18 protein-coding genes and 1 riboswitch are annotated in these 21,220 nt (G+C 69.1%); of the genes, 12 read left to right on the top strand and 6 right to left on the bottom strand.

Annotation, left to right across the window (positions count from 1 at the left end):
• The first annotated feature begins 245 nt into the window (after window positions 1-245).
• Window positions 246-890: an MBL fold metallo-hydrolase gene (locus tag ASG60_RS07200; protein WP_056263755.1), complete on the top strand. Its 645-nt coding sequence runs from the start codon at window positions 246-248 to the stop codon at window positions 888-890.
• A gap of 174 nt (window positions 891-1,064) precedes the next feature.
• Window positions 1,065-3,533 carry a DNA topoisomerase (ATP-hydrolyzing) subunit B gene (gene gyrB / locus ASG60_RS07195; RefSeq protein ID WP_056169161.1) on the top strand — a complete coding sequence of 823 codons (2,469 nt, stop codon included), beginning with the start codon at window positions 1,065-1,067 and terminating at the stop codon, window positions 3,531-3,533.
• 6 nt (window positions 3,534-3,539) lie between these two features.
• Here the strand turns inward: gyrB and ASG60_RS07190 are convergent, their stop codons facing one another.
• On the bottom strand, window positions 3,540-4,955 hold the full coding sequence (locus tag ASG60_RS07190) for a peptidase (RefSeq protein WP_056384743.1): 1,416 nt from the start codon (window positions 4,953-4,955) through the stop codon (window positions 3,540-3,542).
• Between the two features lie 27 nt (window positions 4,956-4,982).
• Window positions 4,983-7,160, bottom strand: a complete 2,178-nt coding sequence (locus ASG60_RS07185; RefSeq protein ID WP_056384741.1) for a TonB-dependent siderophore receptor — start codon at window positions 7,158-7,160, stop codon at window positions 4,983-4,985.
• A gap of 315 nt (window positions 7,161-7,475) precedes the next feature.
• A riboswitch (cobalamin riboswitch) is annotated at window positions 7,476-7,692 on the bottom strand.
• A 189-nt stretch (window positions 7,693-7,881) separates the two neighbouring features.
• On the opposite strand from ASG60_RS07185, the gene ASG60_RS07180 reads away from it, so the two are divergent.
• Both ASG60_RS07180 and ASG60_RS07175 read left to right on the top strand, forming a co-directional pair.
• Window positions 7,882-8,091 carry a hypothetical protein gene (locus ASG60_RS07180; protein WP_056263763.1) on the top strand — a complete coding sequence of 70 codons (210 nt, stop codon included), beginning with the start codon at window positions 7,882-7,884 and terminating at the stop codon, window positions 8,089-8,091.
• A gap of 274 nt (window positions 8,092-8,365) precedes the next feature.
• Window positions 8,366-8,965, top strand: a complete 600-nt coding sequence (locus tag ASG60_RS07175; RefSeq protein ID WP_056263765.1) for a DUF2147 domain-containing protein — start codon at window positions 8,366-8,368, stop codon at window positions 8,963-8,965.
• A 91-nt stretch (window positions 8,966-9,056) separates the two neighbouring features.
• On the opposite strand, the gene ASG60_RS07170 is transcribed toward ASG60_RS07175, so the two are convergent.
• Both ASG60_RS07170 and ASG60_RS07165 read right to left on the bottom strand, forming a co-directional pair.
• On the bottom strand, window positions 9,057-10,283 hold the full coding sequence (locus ASG60_RS07170) for a serine hydrolase domain-containing protein (protein ID WP_056384740.1): 1,227 nt from the start codon (window positions 10,281-10,283) through the stop codon (window positions 9,057-9,059).
• A 70-nt stretch (window positions 10,284-10,353) separates the two neighbouring features.
• A complete protein-coding gene (locus ASG60_RS07165) occupies window positions 10,354-10,848 on the bottom strand; it encodes a DUF427 domain-containing protein (protein WP_056384738.1) in 495 nt (164 codons plus the stop codon).
• Window positions 10,849-10,985: 137 nt separating this feature from the next.
• On the opposite strand from ASG60_RS07165, the gene otsB reads away from it, so the two are divergent.
• The 5 genes from otsB (at window position 10,986) to ASG60_RS07140 (ending at window position 14,971) form a co-directional block, all read left to right on the top strand.
• Window positions 10,986-11,741, top strand: a complete 756-nt coding sequence (gene otsB, locus ASG60_RS07160; RefSeq protein ID WP_056263815.1) for a trehalose-phosphatase — start codon at window positions 10,986-10,988, stop codon at window positions 11,739-11,741.
• 75 nt (window positions 11,742-11,816) lie between these two features.
• On the top strand, window positions 11,817-12,827 hold the full coding sequence (locus tag ASG60_RS07155; protein WP_056304285.1) for a glucokinase: 1,011 nt from the start codon (window positions 11,817-11,819) through the stop codon (window positions 12,825-12,827).
• An 8-nt stretch (window positions 12,828-12,835) separates the two neighbouring features.
• Window positions 12,836-13,360, top strand: a complete 525-nt coding sequence (locus ASG60_RS07150; RefSeq protein WP_056169137.1) for a hypothetical protein — start codon at window positions 12,836-12,838, stop codon at window positions 13,358-13,360.
• Between the two features lie 182 nt (window positions 13,361-13,542).
• Complete coding sequence (locus ASG60_RS07145) at window positions 13,543-13,872, top strand: hypothetical protein (RefSeq protein WP_244476599.1); 330 nt, start codon at window positions 13,543-13,545, stop codon at window positions 13,870-13,872.
• 256 nt (window positions 13,873-14,128) lie between these two features.
• A complete protein-coding gene (locus ASG60_RS07140; RefSeq protein ID WP_056384736.1) occupies window positions 14,129-14,971 on the top strand; it encodes a porin family protein in 843 nt (280 codons plus the stop codon).
• Window positions 14,972-15,094: 123 nt separating this feature from the next.
• Here the strand turns inward: ASG60_RS07140 and ASG60_RS07135 are convergent, their stop codons facing one another.
• Together ASG60_RS07135 and purD are read right to left on the bottom strand one after the other, a co-directional pair.
• Window positions 15,095-15,997, bottom strand: a complete 903-nt coding sequence (locus ASG60_RS07135; RefSeq protein WP_056384735.1) for a polysaccharide deacetylase family protein — start codon at window positions 15,995-15,997, stop codon at window positions 15,095-15,097.
• A gap of 213 nt (window positions 15,998-16,210) precedes the next feature.
• Window positions 16,211-17,494 carry a phosphoribosylamine--glycine ligase gene (gene purD, locus ASG60_RS07130; RefSeq protein WP_056384732.1) on the bottom strand — a complete coding sequence of 428 codons (1,284 nt, stop codon included), beginning with the start codon at window positions 17,492-17,494 and terminating at the stop codon, window positions 16,211-16,213.
• A 451-nt stretch (window positions 17,495-17,945) separates the two neighbouring features.
• On the opposite strand from purD, the gene xseA reads away from it, so the two are divergent.
• From xseA to ASG60_RS07115, 3 genes are all read left to right on the top strand, one after another.
• Window positions 17,946-19,589: an exodeoxyribonuclease VII large subunit gene (xseA, locus tag ASG60_RS07125; RefSeq protein WP_056384731.1), complete on the top strand. Its 1,644-nt coding sequence runs from the start codon at window positions 17,946-17,948 to the stop codon at window positions 19,587-19,589.
• A 145-nt stretch (window positions 19,590-19,734) separates the two neighbouring features.
• Window positions 19,735-19,962 (top strand): DUF4170 domain-containing protein, encoded by a 228-nt coding sequence (locus ASG60_RS07120; protein WP_056169122.1) that lies wholly within the window; start codon window positions 19,735-19,737, stop codon window positions 19,960-19,962.
• Window positions 19,963-20,123: 161 nt separating this feature from the next.
• Window positions 20,124-21,068: a ribose-phosphate pyrophosphokinase gene (locus ASG60_RS07115; protein ID WP_056169120.1), complete on the top strand. Its 945-nt coding sequence runs from the start codon at window positions 20,124-20,126 to the stop codon at window positions 21,066-21,068.
• The last annotated feature ends 152 nt before the right edge of the window (window positions 21,069-21,220 follow it).

Raw genomic sequence — 21,220 nt, 5'->3', positions numbered from 1 at the left:
CGCTTGGGACTCGACTGGGGAGGAGGCGGCGCCCTGACAACGAGCCTGGGCGTGGTACGGTTCGGCTAGGCCCTTGGCGAGGCCGAAGTTTGACGGCGGTGATCACGCGGCAGATTCGCCCAACCCGTCATCTCGCGCTAGACAGGCGGCTTCCCGCGCCCTTCCGGCGCAGGTGGAAGTTTTCCGCGCCTCTCGGGGCGCATGTGCAGTTTCCGCGCCCTCGAGGCGCATGTGCGAGAGACGCGATGCCAGGCACGCCCCGCGCCGGAATCATCCCGGTGACGCCCTTCCAGCAGAACTGCACCCTGATCTGGTCCGACGAGACCAAGATCGGCGCCGTGGTCGATCCGGGCGGCGACCTCGACCGGATCGAGGCGGCGATCCAGGCCCAGGGCATCACCATCGAGAAGATCCTGCTCACCCATGGCCACATCGACCACGCCGGCGGCGCGGACGAACTGCGCGAGCGCCTCGGGGTGCCGATCGAAGGTCCGCACGAAGCCGACCGCTACCTGCTCGACAGCCTACCGGAGACGGGCGCCAATTACGGGATCGACGGGGCGCGGGCCGTGACGCCCGACCGCTGGCTGGTGGAGGGGGACGCCGTCACGGTGGGGGGCCTCGCCTTCGACATCCTCCACGCGCCGGGCCATTCGCCGGGCAGCGTGGTGTTCGTGAGCCGGGACGCGCGCTTCGCGCTGGTGGGCGACGTTGTGTTCAAGGGGTCGGTCGGCCGCACGGACCTGCCGGGCGGGAGCCACGACCAGCTCATCCGCGCCATCAAGGAGAAGGTCCTGCCACTCGGCGACGACATCGCCTTCATCCCCGGCCACGGCCCGACGAGCACGCTCGGCGAGGAGCGTCTCACGAACCCGTTCCTGCAGGATTGACCCGACGCGACGACACCGTGGACGGGGCACCCGTCAGCCCCCGCCACGCACAGCGAAAGCAATGCTTTTTCAAGGCGGAAGGCTTATAAAGGCCGTTGACGCATTGCAGGCGTGTCCGGGGCTCGCGCCGGGGCACGAAGGATCACGCCCGGACCCGCCTGCCCGAGGAACTTCATGTCCGACACGACTCACAACAGCTCAGACGCCACCCACAACAGCGCGGCCGCGGCCTACGGCGCGGAATCCATCCGGGTCCTCAAGGGCCTCGATGCCGTGCGCAAGCGACCGGGCATGTATATCGGCAACACCGACGACGGCTCGGGCCTGCACCACATGGTCTACGAGGTGGTGGACAACGCCATCGACGAGGCGCTCGCGGGCCACGCGGACCTCGTCTCCGTCACGCTCAACGCCGACGGCTCGGTGACCGTCTCGGACAACGGCCGCGGCATCCCCACCGACATCCACAAGGAGGAGGGGATCTCGGCGGCCGAGGTCATCATGACCCAGCTCCATGCGGGCGGTAAGTTCGACCAGAACTCCTACAAGGTCTCCGGCGGCCTTCACGGCGTCGGCGTCTCCGTGGTCAACGCCCTGTCGCAATGGCTGCGCCTGCGCATCTGGCGCAATGGCAAGGAACACGCCATGGAGTTCCGCCACGGCGACGCAGTGTCGCCGCTGGTGGTGGTCGGCGACGGCAACGGGCGGCGCGGCACCGAGGTGTCGTTCCTCGCATCCACCGAGACCTTCACGAGCATCGAGTTCGACTACGCCACCCTGGAGAAGCGCCTGCGCGAGCTCGCCTTCCTCAATTCCGGCGTGCGGATCGTCCTCACCGACGCACGCCATGCCGAGCACAAGCGCGAGGAGCTGTACTACGAGGGCGGCGTCGAGGCGTTCGTGCGCTACCTCGACCGCTCGCGCAAACCCATCGACGGGATGGCCAAGCCCATCATGGTGCGGTCCGAACGCGACGGGATCCGCGTCGAGGTGGCGTTCTGGTGGAACGACTCGTTCAACGAGACCGTGCTGCCGTTCACCAACAACATCCCCCAGCGCGAGGGCGGCACCCACATGGCGGGCTTCCGCGCCGCGCTGACCCGCCAGGTGACGGGCTACGCGGAATCGTCGGGCATCGCCAAGCGCGAGAAGGTGACGCTCACGGGCGAGGATTGCCGCGAGGGCCTCACGGCCGTGATCTCCGTGCAGGTGCCGGAACCGAGTTTCTCCTCGCAGACGAAGGACAAGCTCGTCACGGCAGCCGTACGGCCAGCGGTGGAGAACGTCCTCAACGAGGGCCTGTCCAACTGGCTCGAGGAGAACCCCGCCCAGGCGAAATCCGTCATGGGCAAGGTGATCCTGGCGGCCTCGGCCCGCGAGGCGGCGCGCAAGGCCCGCGAGACGGTGACGCGCAAGGGCGTCCTCGACATCGCCTCCCTGCCGGGCAAGCTCGCCGATTGCCAGGAGCGCGACCCGTCGAAGTGCGAGATCCTCCTGGTGGAGGGCGATTCCGCCGGCGGTTCGGCCAAGCAGGGTCGCGACCGCACCTTCCAGGCGGTTCTCCCCTTGCGCGGAAAGATCCTCAACGTCGAGCGGGTGCGCGCCGACCGGATGCTGTCGTCGGACCAGATCGGCACGTTGATCACGGCGCTCGGCGCCGGCATCGGCCGCTCGTCCACGGACCGCGAGGGCTTCAACCCGGAGAAGCTGCGCTACCACCGCATCATCATCATGACCGACGCGGATGTCGACGGCTCGCACATCCGCACCCTGCTGCTGACGTTCTTCTACCGGCAGATGCCGGAGGTGATCGAGCGCGGGCACCTCTACATCGCCCAGCCGCCCCTCTACAAAGCCTCGAAGGGCAAGCGGGAAATCTACCTCAAGGACGAGCGCGCGCTCGAGGACTACCTCATCGACGCGGGCGTCGACGGGGCGGTGCTGCGCCTGGCCTCCGGCACCGAGTTCGGCGGCCAGCAACTGAAGGCCCTCGTCGAGGAGGCGCGCCAGTTCCGCGGCCTGATGCAGGCGCTCCACACCCGCTACGACCGCGCCGTGGTCGAGCAGGCGATGATCGCCGGCGCCTTCCGGGTCAATGTCGACGAGAACGCGGCGGAGGCCGAGGTTCTGGCCGACCGGGTGGCCCGACGCCTCGACCGGATCGCCGACGACATCGAGCAGGGCTGGGAAGGCTCCGTCAGCGAGGGCGGCTACGTCATGAGCCGGACCTTGCGCGGGGTGCGTCAGGTCGCGACCCTTGATGCCGGGCTCATCGCCTCGCAGGAAGCGACGCGGCTCGCCGACCGGGCCGAGGCCCTGCGCGAGATCTATCACGAGCCCGTCACCTACGCCCGCAAGGGCGACGAGACGACCCTGCACGGCCCCGTCGGCCTGTTCGAGGCGGTGATGGCGTTCGGCCGCAAGGGTCTCCAGCTCCAGCGCTACAAGGGTCTGGGCGAGATGACCGCCCAGCAGCTCTGGGAGACCACCCTCGACCGCGACGTGCGCTCGCTCCTCCAAGTGAAGGTCAAGGACACCCAGGACGCCGACGACCTGTTCGTGAAGCTCATGGGCGACGTGGTCGAGCCCCGCCGCGAGTTCATCCAGGACAACGCGCTCAGCGTCGCCAACCTCGACGTGTGAGGCGCGTCATCGAGACGGCGCGGGGCGGCGCAGACGCCGCCAGCCGAGCACGATCCCCGTGAGAGCGATGCCGGCGCCGAGCCCGTTCAGGGTCCACAGGACGAGGTCCCAGGCCGGGCGGTGGCGCGTCAGGATCGCGAAATCGAAGCGGTGGGGGGCGGAGAACAGCCAGCGGTTGGCCCGGCCACTTCGGTCGAGACGCATCAGGATCTCGCCCGTTTCCGGGTCGAGATAGGCCGAGGTCTCCGCCGGATCGTCGAACCGGACGCGCAACACCGGCAGCACCCGTGTCTCGTGGTGCGGGTACCAATAGGCGTCGTAGGCCGTCAGGGTCTCGGCCGCGACGACCTGCGCGCCCGGCAGGATGCGCGCCGCCGCCGTGCTCAAGGATTGCGGCGCCACAGGCGGTTCGACATGGCGTCGCCCGTCCGCATTGGTGGCGACCGCGTGGACCTGTTCGGCGATGCCGGTGAACCGAATCTCGACGGGACCGGACACGGCGACGGTGCGCAGGGCGTCGAAGCCGGGGAGGGGCGCTTCTCCCATGACGGCGCTCCGCATGGCGGGTGTTGGGCTCGGCCCGGAGAACCAGCGGTTCGGGTTCATCGACAGCCAACCGCTCGCGACCCAGCCGAGGAGCGCCACGCCGCCGACGATCCCGAACAGGTGATGCCAACGCATAACGCCGCGATAGGGCGAGACTCCCATAGCGTAGGGCCGGCGCAGGCGCAGGCGCCAGACCCCGAGGACGAAACCGCTCAGGACACCGGCCACGGCGATGCCGGAGATCCACAGCACCACGTCGCGCCACAGCTCGGCCCGGGCCCGCAGGGGCGTGAGGTAGATCCAGTGCGGGATCGACCCGAGCCAGTTCCAGCCGCGCGCGAACCGCGTCGTCTCTAAAACGACGGCGCCGGTGACCTGCGAGACGTAGCGCTCGGTGCCGGCGGAATCGTCGTGGGCGACGACGTGGAACGGGCGGAACGGATCGTAGCGCGCCGTCACGGTCCACTGGTCGCGCTGGATCGTCGTCACGCTGGGGTTCGGACCGGTCCCACCCCGGGCCCGAACGAGGGCCAGCGCTTCCACCCCCGACAAGGGTCCCAGCACCGCGCCGGTCTCGGCCGAGACCGTCCCGAGTTCGCCCGTCGGGAGGATGGTCCGGTAGACCGGCGCATCGCCGCGCATGCCGAGCGACAGGGCGAGGGGCAGGCGCGTCAGGCCGAGGGGCTTCAGCGCCGCGTCGGGGCCGAGCCGCACCCGATCCCAGGCGATGGGGGGCAGGCCGGCGAGCCGCGCCGCCTCCGTCAGGTTGGGGAAGGGGACGTACATCATCACCAGGCCCGATAGGACCCAGGTGGCGAGGAACATCCCCGTGGCGATGCCGAGCCAGCGGTGGCCGAGGATCAGCCACCGCTGCATTGGTTTCGGGAGGCGGCGCACGGCGCGTCAGAAGCTGACGCTGTAGGCGACCTCGAACGAGCGTGGCCGGCCGAGGAGCCAGTTTGTGCCGACCCCGTTCACGGCGTTGCCGCTGATGGCGTAGACCGTGTCGGCGAGGTTGTAGGCCCGCACCGACAGGCGCGAGGCCGGCCCGACCTGATAGTCGAGCCCGGCATTGAGCAGGGCGTAGTCCGGGCGCCGGGCCATGTTGCCGAAATCGCTGAAGGTCTCGCCGACATACTGCACGCCGATGCGCGCCTCCCAGGCCGGGGCGAAGGCCCAGTTCACCCAGAGGTTGGCGACGCGCTCCGGCACGTCGATGGGCTGACGACCGGCATAGGACACCACCGCACCAGCCACCGCCTGATTGAAATCGTCGTACTGGGCGTGGAGGAGGGCGACGTTGGCATCCACCCGCCAGGCGTCGAACAGGTGAAGGGACACGGCCGCCTCGACGCCCTGCGAGGATTGCCGGCCGACCTGGGTCGAGACGGTGGGCTGGCCCGGCACGGTGGAGACGAGGTTGTCCTTGACGATGCGGTAGCCGGCGAGCGTCCACTCGGCCAGCCCCCCGAAGGCGATGCCCTTGGCGCCGACCTCGACCTGCTGGCCGGTGGAGAGGCGGAAGTTCGCCAGACTCTGCGACAGGGTGATGAGGCTCCCCACCGGATCGGTGGCGGTGGCGTATTGGGCGTAGAGGGAGAGGTCGGGCGTCGGGGCGTAGACGGCACCGAAGCGGTAGCTCAGGGCCTGGAAGTCGCGCTGGAAGGTGGCGCCGGAGACGAGGTTCCGGCGGTTCAGGGTCGGGGCGTCGAAGCGCACGCCCGTCAGCAGCGAGAGCTGATCCGACAGGATCAGGCGGTTCTCGGCGAAGACCGAGGCCTGGTTGGTCGACGTGGCATAGGCGGGCGAGGCGCGGCCGTTGGCCGGGAACAGGCCGGGATCGTAGGCGAACGGATCGACGCTCGTGGTGAGACCGCCGCCCTCGGACTGGAAGTTGTTAGTGTGCCGGAAGGCGATGTGATTGACGTCGAACCCGGCCAGAAATTCGTTGCGGAACCCGAACAGGGTGCCCCGGACCGTCGCGTCGAGGCGGTTCCCGACCTGCTCCTGCTGGTGGTAGATTTCGGTGTAACTCGAACGGTCGATCAAGCCGGTGCCTCGGTTGAAGGCGTATTGCTCGACGTCGAGCCACTGGCGCCGGCTCTGGAGCCGGTAGGCGGTGTTGCGCACGGTGATGTCGGCGCTCGGGCTCCACTCGGTCCTGAGCTGGGTCCAGTTGTCCGTCCAAAAAATCTTGGCGTCGCGGACGTTGTAGTTGTTGAACCGGATGGAATCGAGGATCCGCCCGTTGACCAGCGGCGTACCCCAGTAGCGGGCGGGCTCCTGGTAGCCGAGGTCGTGGCTGAGTGTGAAGGCGAGGTCGGGGGCCGCCTGCAAGGTCAGCGCGCCGGAGACCGCGAGGTTGCGAAAATCTCCGTCGGGCTGCATCCAGCCGCCGGACCGGTTGCCGCTGATGTTGAAGCGGTAGGCCAGGGCCTCACCGATGGGGCCGCCGGAATCGAGGGCGAGGCGGGCGAGACCGTCCGAGCCCAGGGCCGCGCGGGCCTCGTTGATGGGCGTGAACACCGGCTTCTTCGTCACCACGTTGACGACGCCGCCGATGGCCCCGTCGCCGTAGAGTACCGAGGCCGGGCCGCGCAGGACCTCGATGCGCTCGACGTTCCAGGTGTCGAACGGGAAGGTGACGGTGCCGGCGCCCACGTAGAGGCGCGTGCCGTCGTAGAGCTGCTGGATCGAGTTCGGGCCGGCGAATCCGCGCGCCGTGAAGGCCCCATTGCCGTTGCCGGGGGCCGCCACGGTGGTGATGCCGGTGGCGTTCTCTGTCACGGCCTCCGCGACGGTGTTCTGGCCACGCCGGCGCGCGGTCTCGCCCGCGATCACGTCGACGCTGGCCGGCGTCTCCAGGGGCGTCAGACCGAGGCGGCTGGCGCCGCGATCCACCGTGCGCAGGTTGAGCCCGGCGGGCGCGACGCCGGAACCGGCCACCGACAGGGTGTCGAGGGTGACGGCCGGCTCCTGCGCCGAGGCCGCGAGGGGAGCGAGGACAAGGAGAAGACATCCTCCGACGATCCCGGGACCGGGACCGGGATGATGCGCGAGGCAGGAGTGTGGAAACAGCATGGCGATGCGAATTGTCCGAGGGCGCGCGACGTACGCGACGACGCTTCCACCACGCCTAAAACGAATGTTATAGTGTTACAATCGTTCAGTCCTGGCCAAGCCCTTTCGTGCGACGACGCATGAGCTCGACGGCCGCACGGGTGCGGTACGCGATCACGATCGATAGGCAATGAAGGCAGTGGTTCGGGCGGGCGCATGCGGAAACGGCGGGCGCGCACGGGGCGCGGTGTGGCACGTCACCGCGAACGAGGCCGATCCGTTCGCGGCATGCGAACGCCCCGACACCCATCAGGACACCCCGCCCGATGCGTTTCGCGTGTGACCACGACTGACGGCAGGTCTCCTGGCTCGCGGGTCACCGCCCTCTCATCGTCTTCCCAGGCCGGGATCTTGGCAGATCCGGAAGACCCAGTGACGTGTTGATGATGGGCTCGCCGCTTACAGTTGCGGGGGCAGCCGCGGCATCGGGGCAAAGCCCTCACCGCGTTCCCTTTTGATCCTCCGGAGAGGAACCGTCACGGTTACGCTAGGACTTCGCCGATCACCCCGTCAAGCCGAAGCGCGGATCGTGACGGTCGATCCAGCGGCAAAGCGGAATTCCAGGCACACCAACGAACCGACGACGACCAAGCACCGAAAACGACGTTGACGCTTGATTGGAGTTATTCTAATTAAGAACGGCACGGGTGGAGCGACTGCCCATCCGACCGGGAGAGACACGATGACCAGCAACCACAGCATCGCCTGCGAGAGCTGCCGCTTCTTCGACGATCACAAGCTCAACGGCGGCGCGGCAGCCGGCGATGCGGGCCTGTGCCGCTTCAATCCGCCCGTGAGCCAGCCGGAGCCGAAGTCCCCGGGCCTTTGGCCGGTGGTGGCGTCCAAGGATTGGTGCGGTCACTTCACGGCCGAGATGACCGCTGCCGAATAAGCGCGCCCCCATCACGAAGCCCCAAGAGCTGGCGCGAAAGCGCCGGCTTTTTGCGTTCGGGCCCGGACCGACGACCTGGGAGCCGGATTCCGGCAATGGCAGGGCGTCGTGGTCATGATCCGGTCACCTTCGCGTCCGAAGGCGGGGCATCACCGCACGGGGCGACGACCGCGTGTGGCCCGGTGACGGTCGTCCGGCGCGGCTCCGGCGGGCCGACACGACACGGCTGATGGCGCCGCCCGGCAGGTTTTCGAAGTTTGAGGATGTCCAACAGATGATCGACCGATCGACCCTCGCCGCTCTGGCCGGCCTGACCCTGGCCGCGCTGCCCGGGTCCGCCCTGGCCGCCACGCCCAACGACGCGACCGGGACCTACCTCACCGAGGATGGCCGCGCGAGAATCCGCGTCGAGAAATGCGGTCCGCAGAACACCAACCTGTGCGGCTACGTCGTCTGGCTGAAGGTGCCGTTGAACGACAAGGGCCAGCCCCGCGTCGACTTCAAGAATCCTGACACCAAGAAGCAGGCACGCCCGTCGCTGGGGCACCAGCTCATCATGGGTCTGAAGCCGGATGCCGACGCCCGTTACGCCGGGAAGATCTACAACGCCGACGAGGGCAAGTTCTACGACGTGACCATGTGGGCCGATCAGCCCACCGAATTGTCCGTGCGGGGCTGCATGCTCGGGTTCCTGTGCGGATCGCAGACCTGGAGCAAGGTCAACGACGTGGTTCCGGGCCAGCTCACCGCGGCGACGAACCAGCCCGGCGGCCCGCGTTCCGACGCCGAATGGGCGCCCAAGCCCGCGGCCCCGAAGCCCGGCGCGAAGCCGGCCGCTCCCGGAACCGCACCCGCCGCCCCCGCGGCGGAGTAGGATCGCGCGTCGCCCGCATCGGGCGGCAGGACTCATCGGGAAAATTTCGAGCCGGCTTCGCCCAGCGGAGCCGGCTTTTTGTAGCTCTGGATCAGTCCACCAGGGCGGTGTAGATCAGCACCCGCAACTCCCGGCGGATCGGCAGGGCCGAGGACGGGATGAGCTGGGCGAGGAGCACCACCGCGAGATCCTCGGCCGGGTCGACCCAGAAGGCGGTGCTGGCGAGCCCGCCCCAGGCGGCCTCGCCGGGCGTTCCGACGATCTGCGCACGGGCCGGATCGAGCATCACCGAGAAGCCGAGCCCGAAACCGATGCCCGTATAGGCCGTCTCGGAGAAGCGCGGCTGGCCCATGGCGGCCAGATCGCCGCCGAGGTGGTTCGTGAGCATGAGATCGACGGTCTTGCGCCCCAGCAGCCGCACGCCGTCGAGTTCTCCGCGCGCCAGGAGGAAGCGGCAGAAGCGCATGTAGTCCCCCGCCGTGGAGACGAGGCCGCCGCCGCCGGAGGCCACCACCGGCGGACGCGCGAACCGGCTCCCGACGCAATCGTCGTAGAGCTTCAGGCTGCGCTCGCGAAACAGACTGTAATTCGCCGCGAACCGCTCGACCTTGTCGGGTGGAACGAAGAAATCCGTGTCGAGCATGCCGAGCGGCGCCAGGACGCGCTCCCGCATGAACTCCGCGAAGTCCTGGCCGGACACGACCGCGACGAGGTAACCGAGGACGTCCGTGGCGACGCTGTAGTTCCACTCGGCCCCGGGCTGGGCCAGCAGGGGCTGGCGGGCAAGGCGCTCCACCACGGTGGCGAGGCTGTCGGTCTGCGCCTCGCCGAAATCGACGCCGTTCTGGCGGTAGAGGCCATCGACGAGGGTGGCCTCCATGAAGCCGTAGGTCAGGCCGGAGGTATGGGTGAGGAGGTCGCGGATGGTGATGGCGCGCTGCGCCGGCTCGCTGTCGAACTTCACCCGGTTGCCGCCGGTGAGCACCCGCATGTCGGAGAAGTCCGGCAGGAAACGGGTGATGGGATCGTCGAGCTGGAAGCGCCCCTCTTCGTAGAGCATCATCACCGCCACCGAGGTGAGCGGCTTCGTCATCGAATAGATGCGCGCGATGGTGTCGGGGGCGAACGGCTTCTCCCGGGCGATGTCGGCGAGACCGTGGGTGCGGAAATACGCGGTCTTGCCCGCCCGCGCGACCATCACCGAGAGGCCGGCGAGCTTCCCGTCGGCCACCAGCCGCTCCATCCAGCCGTCGATCCGCCCCAGGCGATCCGGGCACAGCCCCACCGCCCGTGCCTCGACGTCGATCTCACCGTGCATGCCATCGCTCCATCACACCGTGACGGCATGTAGCCGGGCCTGGCGGGGACGCAACCCCGGCGCCATGGCCCTACCAACCCATGGAGCCGGGACCACCCTTGAACGGGCCGACGAGGCCCGGCGTGATCCAACCGCCGTAGAACCCGCCGGGCTGCGGCGTGGCGCGGACATCGCCGACGAAGCAGCCGTCCATCGGTCCGGCATAGAAGGCGAGGTATCCGGTAATGGCGCGAAAATCCGCTGTGGGATCGGGATAGGCCCAGGCCGCCCCCTCGGCGCGGCGCCCGCCGGCCGAGACGTCGTGGAGCACGGCGCGGCCCTTCCACTCGCAGAGGCCGGCCCGGCGCGGCGGGCCGAGCACGCCCGGGGCCACGTCGGCGGGCGGGATGTAGTAGGTCGGCGGATGGCAGGTCTCGAGGACGCGCCAGCCCACCACCGTGCTGGCGATGGTCTCGCCCGAGAACACCACCCGCAAGCGCCGGGCGACGCGCTCCAGGCGGGGCGGCCGCGGGTAATCCCAGACGCTCTCCTCGTCGGGACCGGGGTGAATCGGTGTCGGCCACATGCGCAGCGGGCTCCTGGCGTCGGGATACGGATGCGTGAGTTAGGGCACGGCGTGGGCCGCGCCCCGTTTTCCACTGGCGCGCGTCATGCTAGCGCAGGCCGGTCTTGGATGGAGGGACGCGAAGCGTGACCGAGAGCGTGACCGAGCCGACCGACTTCGCCCTCTACCTCGACTTCGACGGGACCCTCGTGGAAATCGCCCCCCGGCCCGATCTGGTCCGGGTCGATCCGGCCCTGCCGGGCGCCCTGGAGCGGCTGCGCACCCGCCTCGGCGGCGCGCTCGCCGTCGTCACCGGTCGGCCCATCGGGGTGATCGACGATTTCCTGGCGCCGGCCCGGTTCGATATCGCCGGCCTGCATGGGGTCGAGCGGCGGGTCGACGGCGTCGTGAGCGGGGGAGGCGCCGAGAACCATCCGGAACTGCGTGCCCGCATGGCCGGCCTGACCGCGGCCGTCGCCGGGCTCGATGCCGTTCTGATCGAAGACAAGGGCGCGTCGGTGGCGGTGCATTGGCGCCTCGCCAGTCCGGCCGACGCGGCGCTCGCGGAAGCGGCGGTCAAGATCACCGCCGATGCCCTGGGTGCCGCCTACCGGCTCCAGCTCGGCAAGGCGGTGGGTGAGATCGTGCCCGCCTCGGCCACCAAGGGCCAGGCCATCCGGGTGTTCGCGCAAGCCCCGCCCTATGCCGGCCGCCGGGCGATCTTCCTCGGCGACGACCTCACCGACGAGAAGGCCTTCGCGGTGGTCAACGCGAGCGGGGGCGTCAGCGTCCGCATCGGCGCGGCCGAAACCATCGCCACACGGCGCCTCGCCACCCCGGAGGACGTGCGCCGGCTGCTCTACGCCTGGGCCGACGGGGCCCCCATCGATCCCGACGCCCTGCCGCCGGCCTGACCCGGCCGCACCCAGAACGGCCACACCCGCGTCACCCACACCTGAGAACCCGGCCTTTTTCGAAAAGGAGCGCGCATGTTCGAATTTCCGGTCCTCGTCGGCGATATCGGCGGCACCAACGCCCGCTTCGCCGTGGTGCCGAAGTCCGGTGCACAGCCGCGCCTTCTCGCCCATGTCGAGACGGCCGGCCATCCAGACCCTAGCGCCGCGATCCGGGCGGCGCTCGCCGAAGGTGGCGGTCCGCCGCCGCGCTCGGCCATCCTGGCCGTCGCCGCGCGCGTCGATGGCCCGGCGGTACAGCTTACCAACGCCCATTGGGTGATCGAAGGCGCGCGGATCGGCCGGGATTTCGGCCTGTCGCGGGCGGTGATCGTCAACGACTACGTGCCGGTGGCGGCGGGCGCGGCCGAGATCAGTCCCGGCGAGTTGACCCCGGTGGGTCCCCATCGCGAGGGTGGGATCAAGGGTGATCAGGGCGCCCGCCTCGTCCTCGGCCCCGGCACGGGTTTCGGCGCGGCGGCCCTGCTGCCCGTGGGGGATCGCCTCGCCATCGTCTCGACGGAGAGCGGGCACGTGGATTTCGGCCCGAGCGACGCCGAGGAGCACGCCCTGTGGCCGCACCTGGAGCGGATCGAGGGACGGATCACCGTCGAGGCGTTGCTCTCCGGGCCAGGCCTGTCGCGCCTGCACGCCGGTCTGCATCGTCTGCGCACTGGAGAGGACGGCCCCAGGCTCGATCCCGCCGCGGTCACCGAGGCAGGACTCGGCGGCACGGACCCGGATGCGGCGGCCGCCCTCGCGCTCTTCGCCAAGCTGCTCGGCCGGGTCTGCGGCGACCTCGCCCTGACGTTCCTCGCCACCGGCGGGGTCTACATCGGCGGCGGCATCGCCCCCCGGATCATCGATGTGCTGCACCAGGGTGGCTTCCGCGCCGCCTTCGAGCACAAGCCGCCCTTCGTGGCGCAGATGGAGGCGATTCCCACCAGCGTGATCGCCCTCCACGACCCGGCCCTTTCGGGCCTCGCCGCCCTGGCGAGCCGGCCGGACGTGTTCGTGTATCACGGTCAGACCTGGACGGCGGACTGAGCGCGGGGATGCAGCTGCATCACCCCATCGTCGTACCCGATCTGGTCGAGGCCTGGATCCTCGACCGGCTGTCCGTGGCCCCGACAGGAGACGGCGACCGGCCGAGCCTGCGCTTCTTCCGGGATCGCACCGTGGCAGGCCTCGTCGCCCAGGCGATGCAGGACCGCCGGGACGACGGTGCGGCGGGGCTCACCGCCCGCGATGTTCGGCAGGGTGCCGTCCTGGCGTTCGACCGTACCACCCTGTCCTCCGCGACCCAGCTGATCTCCGTGCGGGAGGCCCGCGACGACCTGCGCGAGGACGAGGTCGAATTGCGCGCACGCACCGATCTGCTTCGCCTCCGCCAGCGAATCCGGACGATCCACCTCGGCGACGAGGAGATCGACTTCTGGATCGAGGCCTATGCCGGCGGGCATCCCGGCGACGACGGGACCGGACGCTGGACCAAGGCCGTCCTCGGGGCGCTCGACGACCTCTACGGCGACCCGCGTCGGATTCCCGGCGACCTGGCGCCACCCGAGCGGGAACACTGAGCGAAGAGTCCAAGGCGATTTTACACAGGCGTAAACGCTCGCCTAAGATGCGGGGCATGCGCACCGGACGGACACGATCACGGGCGAGCGGACGCCCCTTCAGCGCGGCGCTTCTCGGAGGCGTGTGCACCGTCTTGTGCGCAGCCGCCCTGGCCCAGGGTCCGTCACCCATCAACAACTGGATGGATCTTCGCACCGCTCTGGCCGCGTGCTGGTCGGTGCCGCCGGGGACGGAGGGATCGTTGATCGCGTTCCGCTTCGGCCTCGACAAGACGGGCGCCCTGCGAGGGCCGCCCCTCGTCACCGCCCGGCGGCTGAACGGCGACGGGGAAGCCCGCAAACGCTACGAGGACGCTGCCACCGGCGCCCTGTCACGGTGCCTTCCGATCTCCGTCACACCGGCCTTCGGGGCGATCCTCGGCGAAAGTCCTATCCGCCTGCGGTTCGTCAACACGCCGCCCGCCCCCGCCTATCAGCTCAATAGTAACATCACGGTGTTCGCGCCGCGCTGAGGCTCACGCGATCACCCGGGCCATTCGGGTAAATCCTAAAAAAGCGACCCTATCGCGGAACCGAATGGCAAACCCTGCGTTATCGCCTCCACTCAAACAATTAATGTAAACACAAAGTAAAGGACTGGTCTTTTCCATTGATGATGCGATCTAATCTCGGTGTTGCCGAAATACACTAGAAGCGTCGTGCCAAGCCTTGCTAAGCCCAGGTCACGCCGCACCGAGAGTGCGCCTCAGCTTTTCTGGCAGTCACACAATGTTCAAGACGCTCTTCCTCGCCAGCACCGCCGTCGACCTTCCGCGCCGTGCGGCTCCGCCGGTGTTCGTGCCGGTGCCGGTGTTCACCTGGACGGGCTTCTACGCCGGTTTCAACGCCGGTTACGGCTTCGACGCCTCGAACCGCGACACCAACGTCTACAACAACGTGTTCCCGAACCTGGTCCGCGGCGGCGCCGCTGGTCTCGCCGGCGCCGGTGGCCCCTCGCAGGTCGCCTACTCCGACCGTTCGAACGAAGGTTTCACCGGCGGTGGTCAGATCGGCTACAACTACCAGTTCACCCCGGGCTCGGGCGTGGTCGTCGGTATCGAAGCCGACGCCCAGTACGTCGACTTCGGCCGTAGCCGGAACAACTTCGTCCTGACCCCCGGCTTCGCTCCCGTCGCCGGCGTCACATTCGTCGATCCCCGCGGCACCGCCAGCCTCGACTACTTCGGCACCGTCCGCGGCCGCCTCGGCTACGCCTTCGACCGCACCCTCGTGTACGGCACCGGCGGCTTCGCCTACGGCGCCGGCAGCGAGGAGCGCTCCTTCGGCGGCTTCCGCGGCAACGACAGCTTCCGCACCGGCTGGGCCGCCGGCGGTGGCATCGAGTACGCCCTCCCCACCGACTCGTTCTTCAACTTCTTCAAGTCCTCGGCCGTGACGTTCAAGGTCGAAGGCCTGTACGTCAACCTCGACCAGAACAACCGCAACGCCGGCGTCTACGCCGTCGACACCAACAACGTCGTCTACCGTCAGCCCGGCTTCGCCGGCCGCAACTCCGGCACCGAGTTCGCCGTCGTCCGCGCCGGCCTGAACTACAAGTTCGGCTCGTACTAGGACCTGCGGGACCTTCAGGTTCGGCCTGAGCGTCCCCAGCCCCGATCATCTGGCCGCTTTCGTCGAGGCGACACCCCGAGGAGAAATCCTCGGGGTGTCGCTGTTTGGGGGTCGCGAAACGCGTTATTCGTTCACGGCGGGCGCCCCGTCGGTCATCGCGTAAACATGGTCGGCGATGGCACCGGCGGTGGTGAGCCAGACCGCGTCCCGGTGCGCCGCGATGTGCTCCAGGGCCGCACGCAAGGGCTTCAGGCGGTGTGGTTGGCCGACGATGTAGGGATGCAATGCGATCCCCATGACCAGGGGGGCATCCCGAGACTGGACCAGCATCTCGTCGAAGCCATCGACGAGGGCTTCCGCGAACTGACGGCCGGTGTCCTTACGGGCGACGATGGCCGGGATATCGTTCAGTTCCTGCGGATAAGGCACCGAGAGGATGCGCCGCCCTCCGCGCGTCGCGAACCACACCGGCTGATCGTCATGCGCCCAGTCGAGAAGGTAGCGGTACCCGGCCTCGGCCAGGAGATCTGGCGTCACCCGCGATTGCGAGATCCAGGGGCCGAGCCAACCAGCCGGCGGCTCGCCCTCGTGCCGGGCGAGGATCTCCGTCGCCTCGGCGATGAGGCGCCGCTCAGCGGCCTCGTCTAGGGTTCCCTGACGCTCGGCATTGGTGCGGCCGTGGCCGACGATCTCGTCGCCACGGGCCCGGAACGCTTCGATGAGTCCCGGGCAATCCGCATAGAGCCGACTGTTGACGAGCACGCTCGCCGGCAGGGCGAGACTGTCGAGCATCGCCTTCATCCGCCACGCGCCGACGCGGTTGCCCCAATCGCGCCAAGCGTAGTTCAGCACGTCCGGTTGGGGGCCTCCGGGCGCGAGCTCGGCGCCGAGCCCAGATCCGAAATCGAAGGTTTCGAGGTTGAGGGCGACGTACACGGCCAAGCGCTTGCCCCCCGGCCAGTCGTAGACCGGCCGATCGGGCAGCGCGCTGTAGCCGTATCGGCCATGGCCTGCCGATGTATCCATGCTGATGCCTTTGCGCTCGAGGTCGGGGCTCCGTGCCTCCCGAGATAGGTCACCGCCGAGCCTTTGGCCTCCCCGGCCCGAATCGGATGGCTACGCTCCGCGAGGCGAACGCCAGAGCATCGCCCCGAAATGCTGAGACCGGCCTTCGGCGAAAGTCTCGCGACAACGACGGGAATTTGGAGCGTCGCCCTCAAACGGACGAAGGACAGCGCTTCAGATCCCCCCGCCGGCGACCTCGCGGGCCACGGCGCGGCGGCCGATGTCCCGGCGGCAGAACCCTTCCGGCCAGTCGATCCGGGCGATGGCCGTGTAAGCGCGGGCCTGGGCTTCCATCATACTGGCCCCCAGGGCCGTCACGGTGAGCACGCGTCCGCCATCGGCGAGCAGCTGCCCGTTCTCGATGCGGGTGCCGGCCTGGAACACGATGACGTTGTCGCTCGCATCCGCCGCGTCGACCCCCCGGATCACCGAGCCGCGCATCACCGCGCCGGGATAACCGGCCGCCGCCATCACCACGGTCAGCGCCGCGCGACTTTCGTCGAACGGGAGATCGACGCCGGACACGTTGCCGTCGCAGGCCGCGATCAGGGCCGGGAGGAGGTCTCCGGCGAGGCGCGGCATCAGCACCTGCGCCTCGGGATCGCCGAAGCGGGTGTTGTACTCGATGAGTTTCGGCCCATCGACCGTGAGCATGAGGCCGGCATAGAGGATGCCGGTGAACGGCGTTCCACGGGCGCGCATGCCGGCGAGGGTCGGCGCGATGATGGTCTCCATCACCGTCCGTTCCAGGGCGGGGGTGAGGATGGTGGCGGGCGAGTACGCGCCCATGCCGCCGGTGTTGGGACCGCGATCCCCGTCGAACACCCGCTTGTGGTCCTGGGCCGTACCGATGGGGACGGCGCGCGTTCCGTCGCACAGGGCGAAGAAGCTTGCCTCCTCGCCGAACAGGCACTCCTCGATGACGATTTCGGCGCCGGGCTCGGTCAGCATGGCCCGCACGGCGGCCTCGGCCTGATCGAGGGTCTCAGCCACCACGACGCCCTTGCCGGCGGCGAGGCCATCGGCCTTCACCACGATGGGCGCACCGCGCTCGGCAAGGTAGGCGAGGGCGGCATCACGATTCGTGAAGCGCGCGAAGGCAGCGGTGGGAATGCCGTACGCGGCGCACAGATCCTTGGTGAAGCCCTTCGAGCCCTCGAGTTGGGCGGCGGCCTTCGTCGGACCGAACGCGCGGATGCCGGCCGCGGCGAGGTCGTCCACGAGGCCGGCCACGAGGGGCACCTCGGGTCCGATCACCACGAGGCCGATGGTGTTCTGCGCGCAGAACGCCTGGACGGCGGCGTGGTCGGCGACGTCGAGGTCCGGTCGATTCTGACCGAACGCCGCGGTTCCGGGATTGCCCGGCGCGGAAAACAGACGCTCGCAGAGCGGGCTCTTGGTCAGCGCGTAGGCGAGGGCATGCTCGCGCCCCCCGGAGCCGATGAGGAGGATGTTCATGGGCCAAGCTCTTCCCCAAAAGAGCGCCCTTGAAAAGGCGGATTCGGACAGTCCGCGCGGCTTTGCACGGGATGGAGCCCCAACGCACGCCCAACCCGATCTTCTCGACAGGACATCGGGAACCCGGTGCCCGTTCCCGAGTTCTAGATGGATCATGCCAGGATGTCGCAAATCCGTCTCTTATTCGATGGCTTCGCCCAGATTCCAGGGCGTCAATGCCGCGCGGTATGTGATCAGCGGGCGGATGCCGATGCGGGCGTGCAACGACAATCGCCGCTCACACAGCGCACCGAGCTGGTACTGGGCCTTGGCCGTCGGCGCTTTCCCCACCGCCTGCGTCGCCCTGCTTCTCTCCATCTTACTATAGTCGACCTCAGAGCGGCCTGACGCTCGAACGCCCTCAGGGTGCCGCCCTTTACCTGCACGGCACCCCACACTAGCGTTCGCCGCCATGGCTGTTCCTCCCCCGCCTTCCGCCGTTCCGAGATCCGGCGTGCCCGTCTCGAACGTCCCCGAATGGTCTGTCGGCGACCTTGCCTCGGCCCTGAAGCGGACCTTGGAAGACGCCTTCGGCCATGTCCGCCTACGAGGTGAGATATCGGGCTTTCGCGGCCAGCACGGCTCGGGCCACGCCTATTTCTCGCTGAAGGATGGCACCGCCCGCATCGATGCGGTGGTGTGGAAGGGCACGTTCGCCCGCCTTCGCCAGAAGCCGCAGGAGGGGTTGGAGGTCGTCGCCACGGGCCGGATCACGACGTTTCCGGGCAAATCCTCGTACCAGATCGTCATCGAGACCCTGGAGCCCGCGGGCATCGGCGCCTGGATGGCGTTGCTGGAGGAGCGCAAGCGCGTGCTCGCCGCCGAGGGTCTGTTCGCGGCCGAGCGCAAACGGCCGATTCCCTACCTGCCGCGCGTCGTCGGCGTGGTGACTTCGCCCACGGGGGCGGTCATCCGCGATATCCTCCACCGCCTCGCCGACCGCTTCCCCCGTCCAGTCCTCGTCTGGCCCGTGCGGGTGCAGGGGGAGGGGGCGGCCGACGAGATCGCCACCGCAATCCGGGGCTTCAACGCGCTGCTCCCCGGTGGGGCGATCCCACGCCCCGACGTGCTCATCGTGGCACGCGGCGGCGGCTCCATCGAGGATCTGTGGGCCTTCAACGAGGAAGTGGTGGTGCGTGCCGCCGCGGACTCGACCATTCCGCTGATCTCCGCGGTGGGCCACGAGACCGACACCACCCTCATCGACTTCGTCTCCGACCGGCGGGCGCCGACTCCCACGGGAGCCGCCGAGATGGCGGTGCCGGTGCGCGCGGACCTCATGGCCGAGGTGACCGACCTCGCTCGGCGACAGCGCGAGGCCGTCGAGCGCAAGCTCGACCGGGAGGGCAGCGATCTGCGCGCCCTCGTCCGGGCGATGCCTGGGGTCGACACCTTCCTGGCGGGCAAGCGCCAGCGCCTCGACCTCGCCGAGGCCCGTCTGGGGCCGGCGCTGGCCGGCAATGCCCGCGTGCATCGTTTGAGAGTGTCACGCCTCGTGGAGCGCTTCGTACGGCATCCGCCGACCCTCGCGCTCGCCACCGCACGGGGACGTCTGGCCCGCATCGGTGACCGGCCGGGCGCGGCGCTCCGCCATGGCACCCGCCACAGGGGCGAAGCCCTGGCCTATCTCGGCCGCCGTCTCGTCGTGGCGCGCGACGCCACTTTAGCCCGAGCCGATGTCGAGGGCGCACGGCGCCGCGACCGGCTCGATGCCCTCCAGGGCCGCCTCGACCGGGCCGGCGGCCGACTCACGGAGCGCCGCCGCGACCGCCTCGGGACCCTGGCGAGCCTCCTCGCTTCTCTGAGCTACCGCGCCGTCCTGGCGCGCGGCTTCGCCCTGGTTCGCGACGGGTCGGGCGCGGCCCTGCGCAGCACCGTGGCCGCGTCGGCGGCCGAGCGCTTCACCCTGGAATTCGCCGATGGCACCCTGGCGGCGCGGGCCGAGACCGCCGCCGCATCGGGCGAGGAGGGCGTTCCGGCACCGGCGCGTCCCAAGCGCGCCCCACGGAAAGCGGCGGCCAAGGCCCTCGTCCAGGGCTCCCTGTTCGAAGGCTGAAGGCTCGGCCTCGCGAACGGCCCCGGCTGTGCCGCGCACGCCTGCCCGCCCGTGGGTTGACGAACGGGGCCGCGTTTGCGAACCGCGGCACGGCGCATGCCTGAGCCAGCCCCCAAGGCAGGCCGCACGATACGAAGGAGCCGCGATGACAACCACGATCGACAGCGCCCAGAAACTGCACCTGGTCTTCGGTGGGCAACTGGAAAGCCTCGACGGCGTGAACTTTCGCGACGTGAAGGACCTCGATATCGTCGGCATCTATCCCGACTATGCGTCCGCCCAGAGCGCCTGGAAGGCCAAGGCGCAATCCACGGTCGACAGCGCCGAGACGCGCTACTTCATCGTGCACCTGCACCGGCTGCTCGAGCCCTGATCTGTGCAGGGCGCAGGGGCAGAGTGCGTGAAGGCATTGTGACGCCCCCCCGTCGGCTGGTATGGACCGGCCCGACAAACCGCTCCGGGTTTCTACGATTTGGTTCGTGACCCTGGTTGGACGGCTCGGCGGGCGAAGGATCGCGAGATGAAGACCCCGGCATGACGTCATCGATCAAGATCATCGCCGGCAATGCCAGCCGCCCGCTCGCCGAGGCCATCGCGGCCTACCTCGAGTTGCCGCTGGCGAAATGCATGGTCCGGCGCTTCGCCGACATGGAAATCTTCGTCGAACTGCAGGAGAACGTCCGCGGCGAGGATGTCTTCATCGTCCAGTCCACGTCGTTTCCAGCCAACGATCATCTGATGGAACTGCTCATCATGATCGATGCGGCCCGGCGCTCCTCGGCCCGGCGCATCACGGCGGTGATCCCGTATTTCGGCTATGCCCGCCAGGACCGGCGCACCTCGGGCAGGACCCCGATCTCGGCCAAGCTCGTCGCCAACCTCATCACCGAGGCCGGTGCCGACCGCGTCATGACCCTCGATCTGCATGCCGGCCAGATCCAGGGCTTCTTCGACATCCCCACCGACAATCTGTTCGCCGCCCCCGTGAAGGTGCGCGACATCAAGGAACGGCTCGACCCCAAGGACTGGATGGTGGTCTCGCCCGACGTCGGCGGCGTGGTGCGCGCCCGCGCCATCGCCAAGCGCATCGACGCGACGCTCGCCATCGTCGACAAGCGCCGCGAGCGCCCCGGCGAATCTGAGGTGATGAACATCATCGGTGAGGTCGAGGGTCGATCCTGCATCCTCGTCGACGACATCGTCGATTCCGGCGGCACCCTGGTGAACGCCGCCGAGGCCCTGCTCAACGCCGGTGCCAAGGACGTGTCGGCCTACATCACCCACGGGGTGCTCTCGGGCGGCGCGGTCTCGCGCATCGCCGCCTCGCGGATGAAGGAGCTGGTCATCACCGATTCGATCCAGCCTACGCAGGCGGTCAAGCTCGCGCGCAACATCCGGGTCGCCACCATCGCGCCGCTGCTGGGCGAGGCCATCGGCCGGACCGCGACGGAATCGAGCGTGTCCAGCCTGTTCACCTGATACCGTGCTGAGCGGGACGGGATGCGCGCGATCGCAATTGCGCATCCCCCTCCGCAACCTGTATAGACGCAACTCCCCTATTGCAGCGTTGAGACGGGATGCTGCCGGCCAGTCCCAGGCCGGAGCGAGCGGCGCCACGTCGGCGGCGCCCC

It is taken from the genome of Methylobacterium sp. Leaf469 (assembly GCF_001424745.1).
Lineage (GTDB): Bacteria > Pseudomonadota > Alphaproteobacteria > Rhizobiales > Beijerinckiaceae > Methylobacterium.
The sequence above is the reverse complement of the archived record's forward strand: the minus strand, read 5'-3'. Positions and strand labels throughout refer to the sequence as shown.

Coding starts and splice junctions, on each gene's coding strand:
- xseA (WP_056384731.1), top strand. CDS start 17,946: ATGGCTGTTCCTCCCCCGCCTTCCGCCGTTCCGAGATCCGGCGTGCCC.
- ASG60_RS07145 (WP_244476599.1), top strand. CDS start 13,543: ATGGATCTTCGCACCGCTCTGGCCGCGTGCTGGTCGGTGCCGCCGGGG.
- ASG60_RS07170 (WP_056384740.1), bottom strand. CDS start 10,283: ATGCACGGTGAGATCGACGTCGAGGCACGGGCGGTGGGGCTGTGCCCG.
- ASG60_RS07190 (WP_056384743.1), bottom strand. CDS start 4,955: ATGCAGCGGTGGCTGATCCTCGGCCACCGCTGGCTCGGCATCGCCACG.
- gyrB (WP_056169161.1), top strand. CDS start 1,065: ATGTCCGACACGACTCACAACAGCTCAGACGCCACCCACAACAGCGCG.
- ASG60_RS07165 (WP_056384738.1), bottom strand. CDS start 10,848: ATGTGGCCGACACCGATTCACCCCGGTCCCGACGAGGAGAGCGTCTGG.
- ASG60_RS07180 (WP_056263763.1), top strand. CDS start 7,882: ATGACCAGCAACCACAGCATCGCCTGCGAGAGCTGCCGCTTCTTCGAC.
- ASG60_RS07155 (WP_056304285.1), top strand. CDS start 11,817: ATGTTCGAATTTCCGGTCCTCGTCGGCGATATCGGCGGCACCAACGCC.
- ASG60_RS07115 (WP_056169120.1), top strand. CDS start 20,124: ATGACGTCATCGATCAAGATCATCGCCGGCAATGCCAGCCGCCCGCTC.
- ASG60_RS07120 (WP_056169122.1), top strand. CDS start 19,735: ATGACAACCACGATCGACAGCGCCCAGAAACTGCACCTGGTCTTCGGT.
- ASG60_RS07150 (WP_056169137.1), top strand. CDS start 12,836: ATGCAGCTGCATCACCCCATCGTCGTACCCGATCTGGTCGAGGCCTGG.
- ASG60_RS07175 (WP_056263765.1), top strand. CDS start 8,366: ATGATCGACCGATCGACCCTCGCCGCTCTGGCCGGCCTGACCCTGGCC.
- ASG60_RS07185 (WP_056384741.1), bottom strand. CDS start 7,160: ATGCTGTTTCCACACTCCTGCCTCGCGCATCATCCCGGTCCCGGTCCC.
- ASG60_RS07135 (WP_056384735.1), bottom strand. CDS start 15,997: ATGGATACATCGGCAGGCCATGGCCGATACGGCTACAGCGCGCTGCCC.
- ASG60_RS07140 (WP_056384736.1), top strand. CDS start 14,129: ATGTTCAAGACGCTCTTCCTCGCCAGCACCGCCGTCGACCTTCCGCGC.
- ASG60_RS07200 (WP_056263755.1), top strand. CDS start 246: ATGCCAGGCACGCCCCGCGCCGGAATCATCCCGGTGACGCCCTTCCAG.
- purD (WP_056384732.1), bottom strand. CDS start 17,494: ATGAACATCCTCCTCATCGGCTCCGGGGGGCGCGAGCATGCCCTCGCC.